This is a genomic window from Mesorhizobium sp. WSM4308 (assembly GCF_002294905.1).
Taxonomy (GTDB): domain Bacteria; phylum Pseudomonadota; class Alphaproteobacteria; order Rhizobiales; family Rhizobiaceae; genus Mesorhizobium.
In genome coordinates this window covers 589,445-606,281 of the sequence record NZ_NSFW01000001.1, presented here as the reverse complement: position 1 = coordinate 606,281, position 16,837 = coordinate 589,445, and the positions used below count along the sequence as shown (strand labels likewise).

Genomic DNA, 16,837 nt, shown 5'->3' with positions numbered 1-16,837 from the left:
TCACCGATGCCAAGGGCGCCGCACAGGTGAGCGTCAAGACGATGGAGACGATCATCCTGCCGGACGTTCCCGAAATCATCTCGCCGATCATCTATGCGCTGCCGATCCAGATGCTGGCCTATTTCGCTGCCGTGTTCATGGGCACCGACGTCGACCAGCCGCGCAATCTGGCGAAATCGGTGACCGTGGAGTGACGGCAACGTCGATGGCCGTCATCTCGTCGAAGGGACGATCGACAAGACCTGCAGTCACTCTCAATGCCTGCGGGATCGTTCGCGGCATCCCATCGGTTCTGGTTATGCCGCGCTCTGCATGGCCGCTCTCAGCAGCATGCCATAGAGGTCGCGCGGTTCGTCCGGATCGGCCAGCAGATCGAGCTCCTCGTAAAGGCCCGTTGCCTGCAGCTGGTCGCGCACATAGCGCAGCGCCGAAAAGTCCTCGATGGCGAAGCCGACGGAATCGAACAGCGTGATCTGCTTGGCGTCCCGGCGGCCTGACGCCTGGGCGGCGATGACTTGCCAGAGCTCGGTCACCGGATGGTCGGGATCAAGCTGTTGGATTTCACCCTCGATGCGTGTCTGCGGCGGGAACTCGACGAAAATGTCGGAGCGCAGCAGGATGTCCCTGTGCAGCTCGGTCTTGCCGGGGCAATCGCCGCCGACGGCGTTGATGTGGACGCCGGCGCCGACCATGTTGTCGGTGAGAATGGTGGCGCATTGCTTGTCGGCGGTAACGGTCGTGATGATCCCGGCCCCTTCGACCGCTTCCTGCCCGGTTTCGCAGATGGTGATGTCAAACCCCATGCCAGCCAGGTTCTTGGCGCATTTCAGCGAGGCGGATCGGTCAATGTCGTAGAGCCTGAGCCGGTCGACGCCGGTCAGCGCCTTGAAGGCGATCGCCTGGAATTCCGATTGGGCGCCATTGCCGATGATGGCCATGGTGCGTGCGCCGCGCGGTGCCAGATATTTGGCCGCGACGGCGGATGTCGCGGCGGTGCGCAGCGCGGTGAGAATGGTCATTTCGGTGAGCAGCATCGGGTAGCCGCTGCCGACATCGGCAAGCACGCCGAACGCGGTGACCGTCTGCAAGCCCTGGCGCATGTTCTTGGGATGGCCGTTGACATATTTGAAGCCATAGAGCCGCCCGTCGCTCGTCGGCATCAGCTCGATGACGCCGTCATGGCTGTGTGAGGCGATGCGAGGCGTCTTGTCGAAAAGCTCCCAGCGGCGGAAATCTTCCTCGATATAGCTGGCGAGCTCGGTCAGGAAGCGCTCGACACCGATGGTGATCACCAGCTTCATCATCCGGTCGACGCTGACGAAGGGGACGATGTTCAGCTTTGCCGTGGTCATGATCAAAAGCTCCCGGAATGGCTGCGGGTCGGGCGGTCCATGATGCGGCGGCCCATCAGGCTCGCCGTCAGGTCGACCATAAGCGTCGCGGTTCGGCCACGCTCGTCCAGAAAAGGATTCAGCTCGACCAGGTCGAGACTGGAGACGAGGCCGCTGTCGGACAGCATCTCCATCACCAGATGCGCCTCGCGGAACGTCGCGCCGCCGGGAACCGTGGTGCCGACGGCCGGCGCAATCGACGGGTCGAGAAAGTCAACGTCGAGACTGACATGCAGCAGCCCGTCTTCATCAGACACGCGCGCCAGGAAGGCGCGCAGCAACGGCGCGATACCATGCTCATCGATGGCGCGCATGTCGTGCACTGTCACGCCCGCCTGGTTGAGCGCGCTGCGCTCGGCCGGGTCGACACTGCGCAGGCCCATGGTGCAGATGCGCTTGGGGTCCACCGCCGCCGGCAGGTCCGGGAAATAGCCGCTGAAACCCGGCTGGCCGCTGGCGTAGGCGAGCGGAACACCATGCAGATTGCCGCTGGCGGTCGTGTCCAGCGTGTGGAAATCCGGATGCGCGTCGAGCCACAGCACGAACAGCGGGCGCCCGGCCTCGGCGGCGCGGCGGGCGAGGCCCGACATGGTGCCGGCCGAGATCGAATGGTCGCCGCCGAGAAAGATCGGCATGGCGTCCTCGCTCGCCGTGTAGGCCGCCGCGGCAATGGCGGATGTCCAGGCCGATATTTCGGGCAAGGCCTTCAGCGCCAGATTGCCATGCACGACGCGCCTCGCCGTCACTGGCTGGACGGCGCCCATATCCTCGACGGTGTGGCCGAGGCCGGACAGCACCTCGGCAAGCCCTGCCGTCCTCAGCGCACTCGGCCCCATTTCGCAGCCCATTCTGCCGGCGCCGTCCTGCACCGGCGCCCCGACGATCTTGCAACGCATTGTTTTCCCGCGGCCAAAGTTCGAATGGCGAGAGGAGAACACGGCGAGCCGGCAATATGAACAGGTAGAATTGGCAATCCGAGAAGTATAACCTATCATAATGGCGGCCGAATTTATCAAAATGGGAATCCCGATGGATGCTTTGGACGAACGGCTCGTAACCTTGCTGCGGCATGACGCCCGGCGCAGCGTGTCGGACCTTGCCGTCGATCTCGGCGTCTCGCGCGCCACGGTTCGGGCACGCATGGAGAGGCTGGAACGGTCGGGCGACATCATCGGCTACACGGTGGTGCTGCGCGCCGACGCCGTCGATCAGCGCATCCGCGGCATCATGCTCATCGAGATCGAAGGCCATGCCGCCGACCGCGTGGTTCGGGCGCTGGGTGGCTTCCCGGAAGTCTCGACCATCCATACCACCAACGGTCGCTGGGATCTGGTGGTAGAGCTCGGGACGGCGTCACTGACTGATTTCGATGCGGTGCTACGGCGTATCCGATTGATACCCGGCATAACGGGCAGCGAAACGAGCCTGCTCCTGGCGACGCCGCGCACGACGCGGGCACGACTGACGTAAGCACACCTTCAATGAAGTTCTGGCGGCCGAGGACGTTCTCCCCGACGAAGCCGAGGGGAAATAGCGCGGATGTTGGCGCGGCTTATGACGGCGAGAACCTCCGCCAGACCGCGGCGTGGACGCGCTTGTATTCAGCGATCGCCTTAGCCTTCAGGCCGATGCACAGTCCCATTCTTCGCATGGGCTGATCGTATCCGTTGCGATCGACGGCGAGCGTCAGCCGAGAAGCTCGGCGGCGACTTCGAGTGTGTTGCGGAACGACGTCTCGAGATGATTCTCCATCGCCTGCGCAGCGCCCTCGGCGTCGTGTCGCTTCAGCGCGTCGAGAATGGCCTCGTGCTGCTCGATCGTCTGCTCGCCATAGCCGGGCTTGGGAATGGCGAGATAGCGGCCGCGGTCCATCTGCGCCTTGGAGATGTCGACGGCCCGCCAGATCATCGGCAGGCCGCAGATCTCGGCAATGGTGCGGTGGAAGACGTCGTCGAGCTGGATCGCGGTGGCATACCGGCCACGTGCTATGGCGAGCTTGTGCGCCGCCATATTATCCTCCAGCAGTTCGGCGGACGCCGGCGTCAGCTTGGCGGCGGCGCGCCTGGCGCTTTCCATCTCGAGCGCCCGGCGGATGACATAGGCCTCTTCCAGGTCGGCGCGGCTGATCGGTGCGACATAGGTGCCGGTCTGCGCCAGGATTTTCACCAGGCCTTCGTCGCTGATGCGCTTGACCGCTTCCCGCACCGGGGTGCGCGATACGCCGAGCGCCTCGGCGATGGCCACCTCGTTGATGACTTCACCCGGTTTCAACTGGCCGACGACAATCAGATTGCGGATCTTGTGATAGATTTGATCGCGCAGCGGCAGCGCCCGATTGAGTGTCGAAGGATCCAGCTCCATGGCAAATCCGTATCTTCGTTCGCCTGAGACGGTCAATAGAATGTCAATGCACCAGGAACATGGGGCCCAGGGTCTCCCTAACAGCTATGAGGCATCAGCCAGATGTTTCCGGGGGTGAAGGCTCTGTTCAACGTCAATTTCGTCGCAGGCATCCGCAACGCAATAGGTCAGCGCAGACCTCTCACCTTGGTCAGAATATCTTCCGACAGCGCCGAGACGAGCGCCCTGTCGGCGCCCTTGCTGGGGATCAGGACAAACTCCACATCCTCCAACGGCGGCAGGCGCCCGGATGGAATCTCTTTCAAACCCGAGGGCGACATGCTTTGCGGTTGCACCAGAACCCCCATGCCGGCCCGGGCGGCGGCGGTCAGGCCGCTCAGGCTCCCGCATGTGCAGACAATACGCCACGGCATGCGATGCCGTTCGAGCACTTCCAGCGCAATGCCACGCGTGACGCTCGGCGCGGGGAAGGCAATCAACGGCAAGGCCGCGAGCGACAGGACGTGTTCCGGATCGCGGGCGAGCCAGACAAGCGGCTCGCGATAGACGAGCCGGCCACGGCTGTCGCCCAGCCGACGCTTTGCCAGAACGAGATCGAGCTCGCCATTGTCCTGCATCTGGTAGAGCACGCCGCTCAACGCCACGGTCAGTTCAAGGTCAACGGATGGGTGAGACCGGACGAAATCCTCCAGCACCAGCGGCAGCCGGCTCGTCACCAGGTCCTCGGATACGCCGAGCCTCAACGTGCCCCGCAGCCTCTGTGCGGTGAAAAGCGCCTGCACCTGTCCCTCTATCGACAACAGGGTCCGGGCATGGCCGAGCAGGGCTTCGCCGTCTGGCGTCAGCACCACCTTGTGCGTATCGCGGGCCAGCAACTGCCTGCCAAGCGCGGCCTCCAGCTTGCCGATGTGCTGGCTGACGGTGGATTGCCCGAGCCCCAGCCTCTCCGCCGCGAAGGTAAAGCTTCCCATCTGCTGGACGGCGACGAAGCTGCGAAGTTGGACCAGATTGAGCATTGATATCTCAAATTACGATAACTGTTATTCCTTGTATCCCATTTCACAATGCACGAAAAGGCAGCACTGGACTTACTCTGGAGCGAACATGTCATGCGCCGCTTTCTGCCGGACACCTTTCTGATCCTCCTGTTGTGCACCGTCGCGCTTGCGTCGCTCGCGCCGGCGACCGGGACGTTCGCGGGATGGTTCGCGATCGCGACAAATCTTGCCGTGGCGCTGCTGTTTTTCCTGCATGGTGCAAGGCTCTCGCGTGATGTCGTCGTCGCCGGCCTGATGCATTGGCGCCTGCACCTGGTGATCCTTATGACGACCTTTGGCCTGTTCCCGCTGCTGGGGCTGGCGCTTGGCTATCTGCCCGCCTCGATCCTGCCCAAGCCGCTTTATCTCGGCATTCTGTTCCTCTGTGTCCTGCCGTCGACGGTGCAGTCATCGATCGCCTTCACCTCGATCGCCGGCGGAAACGTCCCCGCGGCCATCTGCTCGGCCTCCGCCTCCAACATCTTCGGCATGTTCCTGACACCCTTGCTCGTCGGCCTGCTCTTCTCCATCGGTGGCCATGGCGGTTTTTCGTGGGACGCGGTGAGCCAGATCCTGCTGCAGCTGCTCCTGCCTTTTGCGCTCGGACAACTGCTGGAACCGCGCATCGGCAACTGGATACGCTCCCGCAAGACACTGCTGATGCCTGTCGATCGCGGCTCGATCCTGATGGTCGTCTATCTGGCCTTCAGCACGGCGGTCGCCGAGGGGCTGTGGCACATGTTCTCGCTGCGCGACATTGCCGTGGTCGTTGTCGCCGACATGGTGCTGCTCGGCCTGGTGCTTGTGCTGACGACCTATGGCAGCCGGCTTCTCGGCTTCGACAGGGCCGACCAGATCACGATCACCTTCTGCGGTTCGAAGAAGAGCCTGGCGAGCGGCGTGCCGATGGCCAATGTGATCTTTGCCGGCCAGGGCGTCGGCGCGATCGTTCTGCCGCTGATGCTCTTCCACCAGATACAGCTCATGGTCTGCGCCATGATCGCGCAGAAATATGCCAAGGCGGCGCACCGGCCTGCCATACTGCAAGCCGAGCAAACGGCCTCGGTGGCTTAGTACTGTCGGGCGAAAGTCTCGGCAATCGCGAGGACCGCGGCATGAATCGGTCCCGCGGTGAGGTTGGGCATGATCGAGGCGTCCACGACAAAAAGATTGTCGAGCGCCTTGAGTCGTAGATTTGCATCGACGACGGCGTCCGGGTCCTTGCCCATTCTGCAGGTGCCGCAGGGATGGTGGTGCGTGATGACCGATCGCGCGATGAAGTCGTCCATCTCGGCCACACTGTTCAGCACGCCTGGCAGGAGTTCGCGCTCTCGCCAACCGGCGAGTTCATCTCTGTGCCCGATGGTCCGGGCTGCCTCGAGTGCTGTGCGAAACCGCTCGCGGTCTCGGCCGGTTTGCAAGTATGCCGGGTCGATGATCAACCGATCGCCGAGCTCAGGCCCACTTATGCGCACGCTGCCGCGGCTCGTCGGGTGGGTGATGCCGAACAGCAGCGAGTAGGCGGTGCCTGCGGCGGATGCCTTGAAGCGTTCCGACACGATCGGCGCGACACCGCAGCCAACGACAATTTCAGGCTGCCCGGCGGCGGTGAAGCTGTCAGCCCGCATATAGGCCATCGATTCCGAATGTTGGAGGCGCGATGGCGGCACCGGTTTGCGGGCCGCGTAAAGGTTGCCGGCGCCAAGCAGGTGATCCTGAAGGTTTCGACCGATGTCAGGCATATCGATCAGGCAGTCGACCCCCGCTGCATCGAGCACATCGCGCGGACCGATGCCCGAACGCATCAGCAAGGCCGGACTTTCCAGCGCTCCGGCACAAAGCACAATCTGATCCGCAAACACTTCGACCGAACCCTGTCGCCCCACGACCTCGAGGCTGCGGACCTGATTGCCCTCCAGCTTGAGCCGCCGCACCCGGGTGCCCGTGAGGATGGTCAGGTTCTCGCGGCCTCGAACCGCCTTTGTGAGCCAGGCATCCGCCGCCGTAACCCGGCGCCCGTCGCGAATGTTCAAGGAGTTCGGGGTGACGCCGATCATCTCTCCGCTGTTGTGGCCTTCAAGGCGAGGCAGACCCAACGATGCGCCTGCCTCGATGAAGGCGCGAGCAAGTGGACTGACTTCGTCCGCCGGCAAATGGATCGGCAACGGCCCGCCCTTGCCGTGAAGGCCGTCGCCACCAAGCGGGTGGTCCTCGATAGCCTGGAAAACGGGCATAAGTTCATCCCAACTCCATCGGCGATCCTCGGTTGCATCAACCCAGGCCTGGAAGTCTGACGGATGACCGCGCATATAGCCCATCGCGTGCAGGCAACTCGAGCCGCCGATCAACCGCCCGCGCGCCCAATGATGCACCCGGCCCGCGGTGCCGGCTTGCGGCTCCGTGCGATAATCCCAATCGTAGCTGCGGCCCTGCAGCGCCGGCCAGGCAGCAGGGTTCCAGATGTCCGGGTCCGTCGGCTCCTCGCCGGCCTCGATCAGCAGAACGCGGCTGCCTGGATCTTCGCTCAGCCGCGCGGCAAGCAACGACCCGGCCGACCCGCCACCGACGATGACGATGTCGCAATTCGGTGCGTGCTCTACATTGGCCCCGGTCATCGTCACTCCATCTGCCACTTGCCGGTTGCGATAGTCGTCATGTCCGACACCGACACGGAGAAACCCCGCGCATCGATCCGCCTTTGGCCGATCCGAAACGTCATGAAGGACTTCGAGTCTTCAGACGGAACCTCAGTCCATCGAAGAACTCAAATTCCGTTGTCCATGGATATCTTCGCCGCCGCTTTCGCCCTCAAGACGTGCTGCTTCGAGGCCTTGCGGGCGGCTTTCTCGTCGCCGGCGGCGATGGATTCGAATATCTCCCTCATCTCCGCCAAGCTGCTTTGTGCTCTGCCCTCCAGCGACATCGATCGTCCTCGAAAGAAGCTGATCCGCGCCACCAGACCGCGGTGGACTTCCTCCAGGATCGGGTTGCCGCAATTGGCGAGTATGATCGAATAGAAATCCGCGGCGGTCATCACCTGCGCCAGGCTGTCGTTGCTGGAAGCCGCCTCTTCGAATGCGGAAAGCGATTTCTCGAGTTCACGCAACTGTTCCGGAGAAATCCTTAGCGCGCATCGTCCCGCGGCCTCGACTTCCAGCAACTCTCGAACCTCGTAGATGGCGGTTGCCACCTCCCAGGAAAGTGCCGGTATCGACGGCCCGCGGTTGGGCACGATCTCGATCAGGCGCTCGGCCTCAAGACTGCGCAAAGCCTCCCTCAGCGAGGGGCGGCTGATGCCGAGTTGTGTGCACAGTTGACTTTCGATGAGGCGGCTACCCGGCTGAAACAACCCGGAGAAGATCGCCAGCCGTAACTTGTCGACGGTCTCCCGTTGCACTGTCCGTGGCGAAATCCGCAAATTCAAATCTGGGGGCATTGGTAACGTCTCATGGCCTTTGAGTCGCAAAACTGAAGCAGCATACGCCACGCCGTGCAAATTTGACAGCAGGATAGCCAGATTGTCAAATATGAAGATTGTCAGACAATCGGCTTGACGTGACCCCAGTCTGTATGATCCTTTTGCGGGAGACGGGCAGCGAGGCGAGGATCCAAGGATCATGGACATGGCGGCAGACATGGCTTCCGACCACTTCATCTCGCGACGCGTCGACATTGGCCGCATCACCTTGAACGTGCGCCAGAGGGGCAGCGGCCCCTTGATGCTGTTCTTCCACGGCATCACCTCCAACTCCGCCGTCTTCGAGCCCTTGATGGCTCGGCTCTCGGACCGGTTTACGACGATTGCGGTTGACCAGAGGGGGCATGGCCTCAGCGACAAGCCGGAAACTGGCTACGAGGCGAATGACTACGCGCACGACATCGCCGGCCTGATACGCACGCTCGATCGCGGCCGTGCCATCCTCGTCGGACATTCGCTTGGTGCTCGAAATTCGGTCGCGGCCGCGGCGAAATACCCGGATCTGGTGCGATCGGTCGTCGCGATCGACTTTACGCCGTACATCGAGACCGATGCCTTGGACGCGTTGGAAGCGCGCGTGAACGCGGGGAGCCAGCTTTTCGAGAATGTGAAGGCCGTCGAAGCATACCTCGCCGGCCGCTATCCGAACATTCCCGCCGACGCCATCAAGATCAGGGCTGAAAGCGGCTATCAGCCGGTCGACGGCGGATTGCGTCCATTGGCATCGCCCGCGGCAATGGCGCAGACCGCCAAAGGCCTGCGATCGGATCTGGTGCCCGCCTACCGAGATGTGACGAAGCCCGTCCTCATCGTTCGAGGCGAGGCGAGCAAGTTGGTTTCGGCGGCGGCACTGGCGAAGACATGCCGGCTGCGGCCTGACCTGCCCGTCGTCGTCGTACCGGGCGCCGACCACTACGTCAACGAGGTATCCCCCGAGATCACGTTGAAAGCCATCACCAACTTCATAGACGCTTGACGGCCGAGCGCCGTCTTCTTGCACGCAGCATCAGGATAGAAAATGGCCAATGTAAACAAAACTCCGGGCAAAACGCGTCGTGCCGAGGTCGCCGGCGGCGGCTTTGCAGGCCTGACAGCCGCCATCGCTCTCAAGCAGAATGGTTGGGATGTCAGGCTGCACGAAAAGAGTTCGGAACTGCGGGCATTCGGCGCGGGCATCTATCTCTGGCACAACGGCCTTCGCGTGCTCGAAGGGCTGGGCGCCCTTGACGGTGTTCTCCAGGGCTCGCACACGCCTCCGACCTACGAGACCTGGATGCACAACAAGTCGGTTTCCAAGGAGACGTTCAACGGTCTCCCCTGGCGCATCATGACCCGCAGCCACCTGCACGATGCGCTGGTCAACCGGGCCCGTGCCCTGGGTGTCGACATCCGCGTCAATTCCGAGGCCGTTGGCGCCGATCCGGAAGGGCGCTTGACCCTCCAGACCGGCGAGGTTCTCGAAGCCGACTTGATCGTCGGCGCCGATGGCGTCGGCTCCAAGGTCAGGGATTCCATCGGCTTCAAACAGGATCGCTGGGTTTCGAAAGATGGTCTCATCCGGCTGATTGTCCCGCGCATGAAGAAAGAGCTCGGCCATGGCGAGTGGGACAACACCATTGACATGTGGAACTTCTGGCCGCGTGTTCAGCGAATTCTCTATTCGCCCTGCAATGAGAATGAACTCTATCTCGGCTTGATGGCTCCGGCCGCCGATCCTCGTGGATCGAGCGTGCCGATCGATCTCGAAGTTTGGGTCGAGATGTTTCCTTTCCTGGAGCCGTGCCTGATCGAGGCGGCCAAACTGAAAACCGCCAGGTACGATAAGTACGAAACGACCAAGCTGGATAGCTGGACAAGAGGCAAGGTCGCCCTCGTGGGGGATGCCGCGCATGCCATGTGCCCGGCTCTTGCCCAGGGCGCCGGTTGCGCGATGGTCAACGCCTTCAGCCTGTCGCAGGACCTGGAAGAGGGCTCTTCGGTCGAGGATGCGCTTGTCGCTTGGGAGACGCGCATTCGCCCGATCACGGATCGCTGCCAGGCCCTGTCTGGCGACTATGCGGCGAACCGCTCGCTCTCGAAAGGAAACATGTTCACGCCGGCGGCGCTGGAAGCCGCCCGTTACGACCCGCTGCGCCGTGTCTACTCGTGGCCGCAGTAGCGTCGGGCCAGCCGGTCAAAGAATTAATCGGTGCGCGCGGAAACAGCGCGCGCCTTTCAGGAGATAAAGATGAATTATTCCAGTGAAGTCGAAAGAGATTATGATGTCAGGGGATGGTACTCCTCGGTCCAGGAAAGCCGGCATGACGGCGGCACGCCTGGCGAAACCCTCGTCAAAGTCGCGACTGGCGTTGTCATTCGCAATCCCTTCGCCGGAAAGTTCGTCGCCGAACTGTCCGATCTGACCAATCCGAGTGCAGCGATCGGTCATGCGCTCGGCGAGAGGGCCGTGGCGCTGCTCGGCAACAGGACGGTCGAAAGCTATGGTAAGGGCGGTATCGCGGGTACATCAGGCGAACAGGAACATGTCGTCGCCTGCATCACCACGGTGTTCGGAGATCCGCTGCGGCAGCAGGTGGGGGGCGGCAAGGCCTGGATCTCGTCGGTCAGCAAGGTCGCTGTCGCCGGCACGACCATCGATATCCCGCTTGCCCACAAGGACGAGCTCTATATCCGTTCCCACTACGATGCCGTTACCTTTTCCGTGCCGGATGCTCCGCGCCCGGACGAACTTCTGATCTGCGTCGCCGTCGCATCGGGTCCGCGCGTGCACCAGCGCGTCGGCGGCAAATCCGTCGCCGACCTCAAGGCCGGCGCCTAGTTCGATCGAATTGCTGAAAGGACGAATTCCATGCCCCTGAACATCAAGGACCTCAAGATCACGTCCGCGGATTTCCAGCCGCTCGGGAAAATGCGAGACGAGCATGCCGGCGACAAGGGCAACGTATTGCCCAGGCTCAGGGTCAGCGGCGTCCCGGCAGCGACGAAGGAGCTCGCGGTCATCTGCCACGATCCCGACGCGCCCCTGCCCAACGGCTTCACGCATTGGGTCGTCTACGGCATCGATCCGTCGACCACGGATCTTTCTGGAGCACAGGAAAAGTTCCGCGTGGGACCCAACGGCGCCGGCGGCAAGCAATATTACGGGCCTCAGCCCCCCGCTGGCCATGGAGAGCATCACTACTACTTCTGGGTCTACGCCCTGGACACGAAGGTCGAGGGGACGCCCACCAGGGAGGAGTTCCTGCAGAAATATGCCGGCAACATCATCGAGCAGAACCGGATCGTCGGCATCTACGAAAACAAGTGAAATCCACGGCCCTGGCGACCGATAACAACAACAAGAATGGTCGCCATCGCCGCAATGGGAGAATTTGGAAATGACAGACAACAGCCCCGCGCGTCAGAAGGTCTTCGAGGAACTCGTCACGGCAACGAAGATACTTCTCAACGAAGGCATCCTGGATACGTTCGGGCACATCAGTGCCCGGGACCCTGAGGATCCCCAGAGTTTCTTCCTGGCTCAGAAGCTTGCTCCGAGCCTGATAACGGTCGATGACATCCTGCGTTTCAATCTCGACGGCGAGACCTCGGACAACCGGCCGTCCTATCTGGAGCGCTATATTCACAGCGAGATCTACAAGGCGCGGCCGGACGTTCAGTGCGTGCTCCACAGTCATTCTCCGGCCGTCCTGCCCTATTGCTTCACCGACCAGCCGCTGCGGCCCGTGACCCATATGGGTGCTTTCCTTGGCGACGCCGTCCCGGTCTATGAGATACGCGACAAGCAGGGAGACGACACCGATCTCTTTGGCGGCAGCCGGAGCGTCTGCGGGGACATCGCTGAAAGCCTCGGGAACTATCCCGTCGTGCTCATGGCGCGCCATGGCGTCGTGAACGTGGGCAATTCCGTCCGGGAAGTGGTGTTCCGGGCCTTCTATCTTGAACAGAACGCCGCGGCGCAGACAGCCGGCCTGCAGATCGGCACCATCAAATATCTGTCGCCGGGCGAGATCAAGACGGCAGGAAAACTCGTCGGCGCCCAGATCGATCGCGGGTGGGATCACTGGTCGCAGCGCCTCAGGCAAGCGGGTCTCGCCTGATGTCCGTCGGGCTTTGAACATCAGCTGGAAAAGCTTGGTGTCGGCCAGGCTTTTCCAGCCTCCATCGCAATAGTTCTCTGACGCCGGGCGTCGGACGAAAGCAATGAAACCATGCCGCACGCGGAAAGTTACGATTACATCATCGTTGGAGCCGGATCGGCCGGTTGCGTGCTCGCCAACCGGCTGAGCGCCGATCCGCGATGTTCGGTGCTGTTGCTGGAGGCCGGCGGCTGGGACCGCGATCCGATGATCCACATCCCGCTTGGCTGGGGCAAGATTCTGACCGAGCGCCGCCATGACTGGATGTATTTCTGCGAGCCGGAAGACAATGTCGGCGGACGCAGGGTCGAGTGCGCGCGCGGCAAGGTCATTGGCGGATCATCGTCGACCAACGCCATGGCCTATGTGCGGGGAAATCGCGGCGACTACGATCGCTGGGCAGCAACAGGGCTCAGCGACTGGTCGTACGACAAGGTGCTGCCGTATTTCCGCAAGCAGGAAAGCTGGGAAGGGGGCGCGGACCAGTATCGCGGTGGCAATGGCCCGGTCAGCACCCAGTTCTGCCGCTACAAGGACACGCTGATCGACGCCTTCGCGCAAGCCAGCGTGCAGGCAGGCTATGAGCAGACGAAGGACTACAATGGCGAGCGGCAGGAAGGTTTCGGCCGCCTCCAGATGACGATTGCGAAAGGTCGGCGCGCCTCGACCGCGTCAGCCTATCTGCGGCCGGTGCTGAAGCGGCCCAACCTGACCGTTGTGACGGAAGCGAGCGCAACCAGGATCGTGCTGGAGGGTGCGCGCGCCACCGGCGTCACCATCAACCATCGCGGCGGCGAGCGCACGATTGTCGCCCGCAAGGAAGTGCTGCTTTCCGGTGGCGTGATCAACACGCCGCAACTCATGATGCTGTCGGGCATCGGGGCGCAGGATGAGCTTGCCGCGCACGGTATCCAGACGCGGGTCAACCTGCCGGCGGTCGGCAAGAACCTGCAGGATCACGTCTCGGTCATTCTCATGTACCGGCGCCGCGCTCCGGGCGGCCCTTTCCTGCGCAACATGCGTGCCGATCGGATCGGCTTCGATTTCGTCAAGACCTACCTGACGGGTCGCGGTTTTTCCGGCGACGTACCCGGCGGGGTTGTCGCCTTCCTCAAGAGCGGTCCGGCGCGACCCTTGCCGGATGTGCAGCTGCTCTTCACGGCGGCGCCGCTCGCGGCATGGCCATACTTGAAGCCGTTCAAGGCGCCGTTTGCGGACGGCTTCGCAACGCGCATCGTGGCGACACAGCCCGAAAGCCGGGGAGCGGTGAAACTGGCCTCGGCCGATCCTTCCGCGGCGCCCCTGATCCACCAGAATTTCCTCGCCTCGCCGAAGGATTGGGAGTCGCTTCGGGCCGGCTTCCGGGTGGCAAGGGATCTGGCCGCGCAGCCCTCCATGCAGCCCTTCATCGAGGCGGAGTTCTTTCCCGGCCCGAAGTGCCAGAGCGACGACGAGATCGACGAGCATATCCGCAAGACCTCCATCACCGTGCATCATCCGGCCGGGACCTGCCGGATGGGGGCCGATGCGGCCTCGGTCGTCGACCCGCAACTGCGGGTTCGCGGCGTCGCCGGGCTTAGAGTGGTGGACGCTTCCGTCATGCCCGACCTGATCTGCGGAAACATCAACGCGGCAGTGATCATGATTGCCGAAAAGGCCGCCGACCTCATCGCGAGCTCAAAAGAAAGCAGGGCAGTGCAATGATCCGAAATATCGCCATCATCGGCCTGGGTACGATGGGACCGGGCATGGCCGCCCGGCTCGCCAGAGGCGGCCTGCAGGTGGTCGCCTGCGATGTTGCCCCGGCAGCGATAGAGCGCGCGCGATCCATGCTGAGCGTGGCCGAGACCGTTCTCGACGCCTTGGGCATCGCGCCGCCGTCGGCCGGCGTCGGGACGGTTCGCTTCACCGACGATATCGGCGATGCGGTATCCGGCGCCGACCTCGTCATCGAGAACGTTCCTGAAAACATTTCGGTCAAGGCCGATGTCTATCGCACCATCGACAGTCTGATTGCCTCCGACACGATCGTCGCGTCCGACACGTCGGGTATCCCGATCACCAAGCTGCAGGCGCATATCTCGCATCCCGAGCGGATGGTCGGCATGCACTGGTCGAACCCGCCGCACATCATCCCGATGATCGAGGTGATCGCCGGCGAGACGACCGCGCCGCAAACCGTGGCGACGATCCGCGATCTCATCCGCTCGATCGGCTTGCTGCCGGTGGTGGTGAAGAAGGACGTCCCCGGTTTCGTCGAAAACCGCGTGCTCTATGCGCTGCTTCGCGAGGCGGTCGACCTCGTCGAGCGCGGCGTCATCGATCCGGAAGATCTCGACACATGCGTGTCCTGGGGCATCGGGTACAAGATCGCCGTGATCGGGCCGATGGCGCTGCTCGATATGGCGGGGCTGGATATCTACAAGTCCGTCTCGTCCTTCCTCAACGCCGATCTCTCCAATCGCGACGATGTCGCGCCCATGGTGCTGGAAAAGACCAACGCGTCGAAGTTCGGCATCAAGTCGGGCGAGGGCATGTTCTCCTATACGCCCGAGCAGACCAAGGCGCTGCAAGGCGAGAGGGCGCGCAAACTCGTCGCGGTGCGACGCATCCTGGAAGGCCGGGAGTAGCCAATGGTCTATCGAGCTCACAAAGCCGGCTGGGTTGGGGAGGTCGTAACGGCGGCCCCTTGTGCCAACGGCGCCTTCGCGGACTGGACGGTGCGGCTGCGGTTAACGCCGGCGCATGGGGTGGCAAGCCATGCGCGTTGAAACCATTCGAGCAGCCGGCGGCCGGCCCGCCCATATCCGTCATGACGACCTGATCTCCGCCAAGGGTGTGTCGGTGGTCATGGCCAAGCAACTGGTTCTGCAGAATATCGATCTTTCGGTGCCGAAGGGGTCGTTTGTCTCGCTTATCGGTCCGTCCGGTTGCGGCAAGAGCACCTTGCTCAAGGTCCTGGCTGGGCTTGTCGATCCGACGAGCGGCAGCGTTTCGATTGCCGGGCTTTCGCCTGTCGAAGCAGCGCGCAAGCGCATGATCGGCCTCGTCTTCCAGGACGCCAATTTGCTTCCCTGGAAGAACGCCGTCGACAACGCATCGATGCTGCTCGGCATCGCCGACAAGTCGCTCTCGCGTGCTAAGTTGCGGGCGCGCGGCCAGGAGATGCTGGAGCTGGTGGGGTTGGGCGACAGCGCCCACAAGCGCCCCCATGAATTGTCCGGCGGCATGCGCCAGCGCGTCGCCATCGCGCGGGCCCTGGCGCTCGATCCGGCGGTGCTGCTGATGGACGAGCCGTTCGGCGCGCTCGACGCCATTACCCGCGATGCCATGGGCCAGTCGCTGCTGGAGATCTGGCAGCGCACCGGCAAGACCATCGTGCTCGTCACCCATTCGATAGATGAGGCCATTCACCTGTCGCGCCATGTCCACGTGCTGGGGATCAAGCCTGGGCGGATCACCGAAAGCCTCGACATTGGTCTGCCCTATCCGCGCGACCTGTCGGTCACCGAGGATCCGGAGTTCGTCAGGCTGGTGGTTCAACTGCGCACTATGCTGCGCGCCAGCCATCAACCGGGAGGTGCGTCGTGAGCGATCAACCCACCACCAATTTCTCCGAGTCGCGGCCCGAATCGCGGCCTGCCTCAAGCTGGGGCGCGGCGACAGGCAGCTGGCTTCCGGCGGTCATTCTTCTGCTGGCGACGATCGTGGTGTGGGAAGCCGTGGTGCGGATTTTCGCCATATCCGCCTTCATCATTCCCGCCCCCTCCGAGATCGCGCAATCGCTGGTCGCGCAATGGGGAACGCTGATGCAAGCGACGCTGGTGACGGCGGGCGAGATCCTGTTCGGATTCCTTGTCTCTGTCGCGGTCGGCATTGCCATCGCGCTGGTCATCGTGCGCTTCGACTGGCTGGGGCGAGCGCTCTATCCGCTGGTGGTGCTGTTCCAGAACGTGCCCAAGGTGGCACTGGCGCCGATCTTCATCCTCTGGTTCGGCTATGGGCTCGCGCCCAAGATCGGCCTGATCCTGGTCATTGCCTTCTTCCCGGTGACATTGTCGATGCTGGCGGGCATGCAGTCGGTCGATCGCTCGCTGCTGTCGCTGATGAATTCGGTCGGCGCCAGCCGCACGCAGATCCTGTTCAGGATTCGCGTTCCGCATTCGCTGCCCAACCTGATGGCTGGAACCAAGATCGCCGCGACGCTCAGCGTCATCGGCGCCATCGTCGGCGAATTCGCCGGCGCATCGGACGGGCTCGGCTACGTCATCCAGTTCGCCTCGACCCAGCTTGATACCGCCCTGGTCTTCGCTGCCCTGCTCCTCGTCTCGGTGTTGGGCATAGCCTTCTACTACGCGGCCGAAATTCTCGAACGCATCGTGGTGCCGTGGGCGCCGAAATTCAGCCAGTCCTAGGTCCGCTCTCAACCAA

17 protein-coding genes and 2 pseudogenes are annotated in these 16,837 nt (G+C 62.9%); 12 read left to right on the top strand and 7 right to left on the bottom strand.

Features of this window, described 5'->3' with window-relative positions; genetic code table 11:
* Positions 1-194 (top strand): annotated as a pseudogene (locus CK227_RS02880) (glutamine--fructose-6-phosphate aminotransferase); the annotation flags it as partial.
* Positions 195-296: 102 nt separating this feature from the next.
* On the opposite strand, the gene CK227_RS02875 reads toward CK227_RS02880, so the two are convergent.
* Both CK227_RS02875 and rocF read right to left on the bottom strand, forming a co-directional pair.
* Positions 297-1,352, bottom strand: a complete 1,056-nt coding sequence (locus CK227_RS02875) for an ornithine cyclodeaminase (RefSeq protein WP_095771416.1) — start codon at positions 1,350-1,352, stop codon at positions 297-299.
* Between the two features lie 2 nt (positions 1,353-1,354).
* Positions 1,355-2,287 (bottom strand): arginase, encoded by a 933-nt coding sequence (gene rocF / locus CK227_RS02870; protein ID WP_095771415.1) that lies wholly within the window; start codon positions 2,285-2,287, stop codon positions 1,355-1,357.
* Between the two features lie 133 nt (positions 2,288-2,420).
* On the opposite strand from rocF, the gene CK227_RS02865 reads away from it, so the two are divergent.
* Positions 2,421-2,861, top strand: coding sequence for an Lrp/AsnC family transcriptional regulator (locus CK227_RS02865; protein ID WP_095771477.1), 441 nt, complete (start codon positions 2,421-2,423; stop codon positions 2,859-2,861).
* Positions 2,862-2,929: 68 nt separating this feature from the next.
* On the opposite strand, the pseudogene CK227_RS37135 reads toward CK227_RS02865, so the two are convergent.
* From CK227_RS37135 to CK227_RS02850, 3 genes and pseudogenes are all read right to left on the bottom strand, one after another.
* A pseudogene (locus CK227_RS37135) lies at positions 2,930-3,042 on the bottom strand (L-rhamnose mutarotase); the annotation flags it as partial.
* A 35-nt stretch (positions 3,043-3,077) separates the two neighbouring features.
* On the bottom strand, positions 3,078-3,752 hold the full coding sequence (locus CK227_RS02855) for a GntR family transcriptional regulator (protein ID WP_095771414.1): 675 nt from the start codon (positions 3,750-3,752) through the stop codon (positions 3,078-3,080).
* 167 nt (positions 3,753-3,919) lie between these two features.
* Complete coding sequence (locus tag CK227_RS02850) at positions 3,920-4,768, bottom strand: LysR substrate-binding domain-containing protein (RefSeq protein ID WP_095771413.1); 849 nt, start codon at positions 4,766-4,768, stop codon at positions 3,920-3,922.
* 93 nt (positions 4,769-4,861) lie between these two features.
* On the opposite strand from CK227_RS02850, the gene CK227_RS02845 reads away from it, so the two are divergent.
* Entirely contained in the window at positions 4,862-5,863 is a 1,002-nt protein-coding gene (locus CK227_RS02845) for a bile acid:sodium symporter family protein (protein WP_245318054.1), read from the top strand.
* Here CK227_RS02845 and CK227_RS02840 read toward each other — a convergent pair.
* Together CK227_RS02840 and CK227_RS02835 are read right to left on the bottom strand one after the other, a co-directional pair.
* Entirely contained in the window at positions 5,860-7,404 is a 1,545-nt protein-coding gene (locus CK227_RS02840) for a GMC family oxidoreductase (RefSeq protein WP_179296367.1), read from the bottom strand. The genes CK227_RS02845 and CK227_RS02840 overlap by 4 nt on opposite strands.
* Before the next feature lie 149 nt (positions 7,405-7,553).
* Positions 7,554-8,186 (bottom strand): GntR family transcriptional regulator, encoded by a 633-nt coding sequence (locus tag CK227_RS02835; RefSeq protein WP_019860102.1) that lies wholly within the window; start codon positions 8,184-8,186, stop codon positions 7,554-7,556.
* A 220-nt stretch (positions 8,187-8,406) separates the two neighbouring features.
* Between CK227_RS02835 and CK227_RS02830 the strand changes: the two genes are divergently transcribed.
* From CK227_RS02830 to CK227_RS02790, 9 genes are all read left to right on the top strand, one after another.
* On the top strand, positions 8,407-9,243 hold the full coding sequence (locus tag CK227_RS02830; protein ID WP_095771410.1) for a 2-(acetamidomethylene)succinate hydrolase: 837 nt from the start codon (positions 8,407-8,409) through the stop codon (positions 9,241-9,243).
* 42 nt (positions 9,244-9,285) lie between these two features.
* Positions 9,286-10,425, top strand: a complete 1,140-nt coding sequence (locus CK227_RS02825; RefSeq protein WP_095771409.1) for an NAD(P)/FAD-dependent oxidoreductase — start codon at positions 9,286-9,288, stop codon at positions 10,423-10,425.
* A 69-nt stretch (positions 10,426-10,494) separates the two neighbouring features.
* Positions 10,495-11,085: an amino acid synthesis family protein gene (locus CK227_RS02820; RefSeq protein ID WP_095771408.1), complete on the top strand. Its 591-nt coding sequence runs from the start codon at positions 10,495-10,497 to the stop codon at positions 11,083-11,085.
* A gap of 30 nt (positions 11,086-11,115) precedes the next feature.
* Entirely contained in the window at positions 11,116-11,574 is a 459-nt protein-coding gene (locus CK227_RS02815) for a YbhB/YbcL family Raf kinase inhibitor-like protein (RefSeq protein ID WP_095771407.1), read from the top strand.
* A gap of 70 nt (positions 11,575-11,644) precedes the next feature.
* A complete protein-coding gene (locus CK227_RS02810) occupies positions 11,645-12,367 on the top strand; it encodes a class II aldolase/adducin family protein (protein WP_095771406.1) in 723 nt (240 codons plus the stop codon).
* A 111-nt stretch (positions 12,368-12,478) separates the two neighbouring features.
* A complete protein-coding gene (locus CK227_RS02805; protein WP_095771405.1) occupies positions 12,479-14,110 on the top strand; it encodes a choline dehydrogenase in 1,632 nt (543 codons plus the stop codon).
* Complete coding sequence (gene fhmpcd1, locus CK227_RS02800; protein ID WP_095771404.1) at positions 14,107-15,036, top strand: 5-formyl-3-hydroxy-2-methylpyridine 4-carboxylate 5-dehydrogenase; 930 nt, start codon at positions 14,107-14,109, stop codon at positions 15,034-15,036. Before CK227_RS02805 ends, fhmpcd1 begins: the two co-directional genes overlap by 4 nt.
* A gap of 130 nt (positions 15,037-15,166) precedes the next feature.
* Entirely contained in the window at positions 15,167-15,997 is an 831-nt protein-coding gene (locus CK227_RS02795) for an ABC transporter ATP-binding protein (protein ID WP_095771403.1), read from the top strand.
* Positions 15,994-16,821 (top strand): ABC transporter permease, encoded by an 828-nt coding sequence (locus tag CK227_RS02790; protein WP_095771402.1) that lies wholly within the window; start codon positions 15,994-15,996, stop codon positions 16,819-16,821. Before CK227_RS02795 ends, CK227_RS02790 begins: the two co-directional genes overlap by 4 nt.
* Positions 16,822-16,837: the final 16 nt, after the last annotated feature.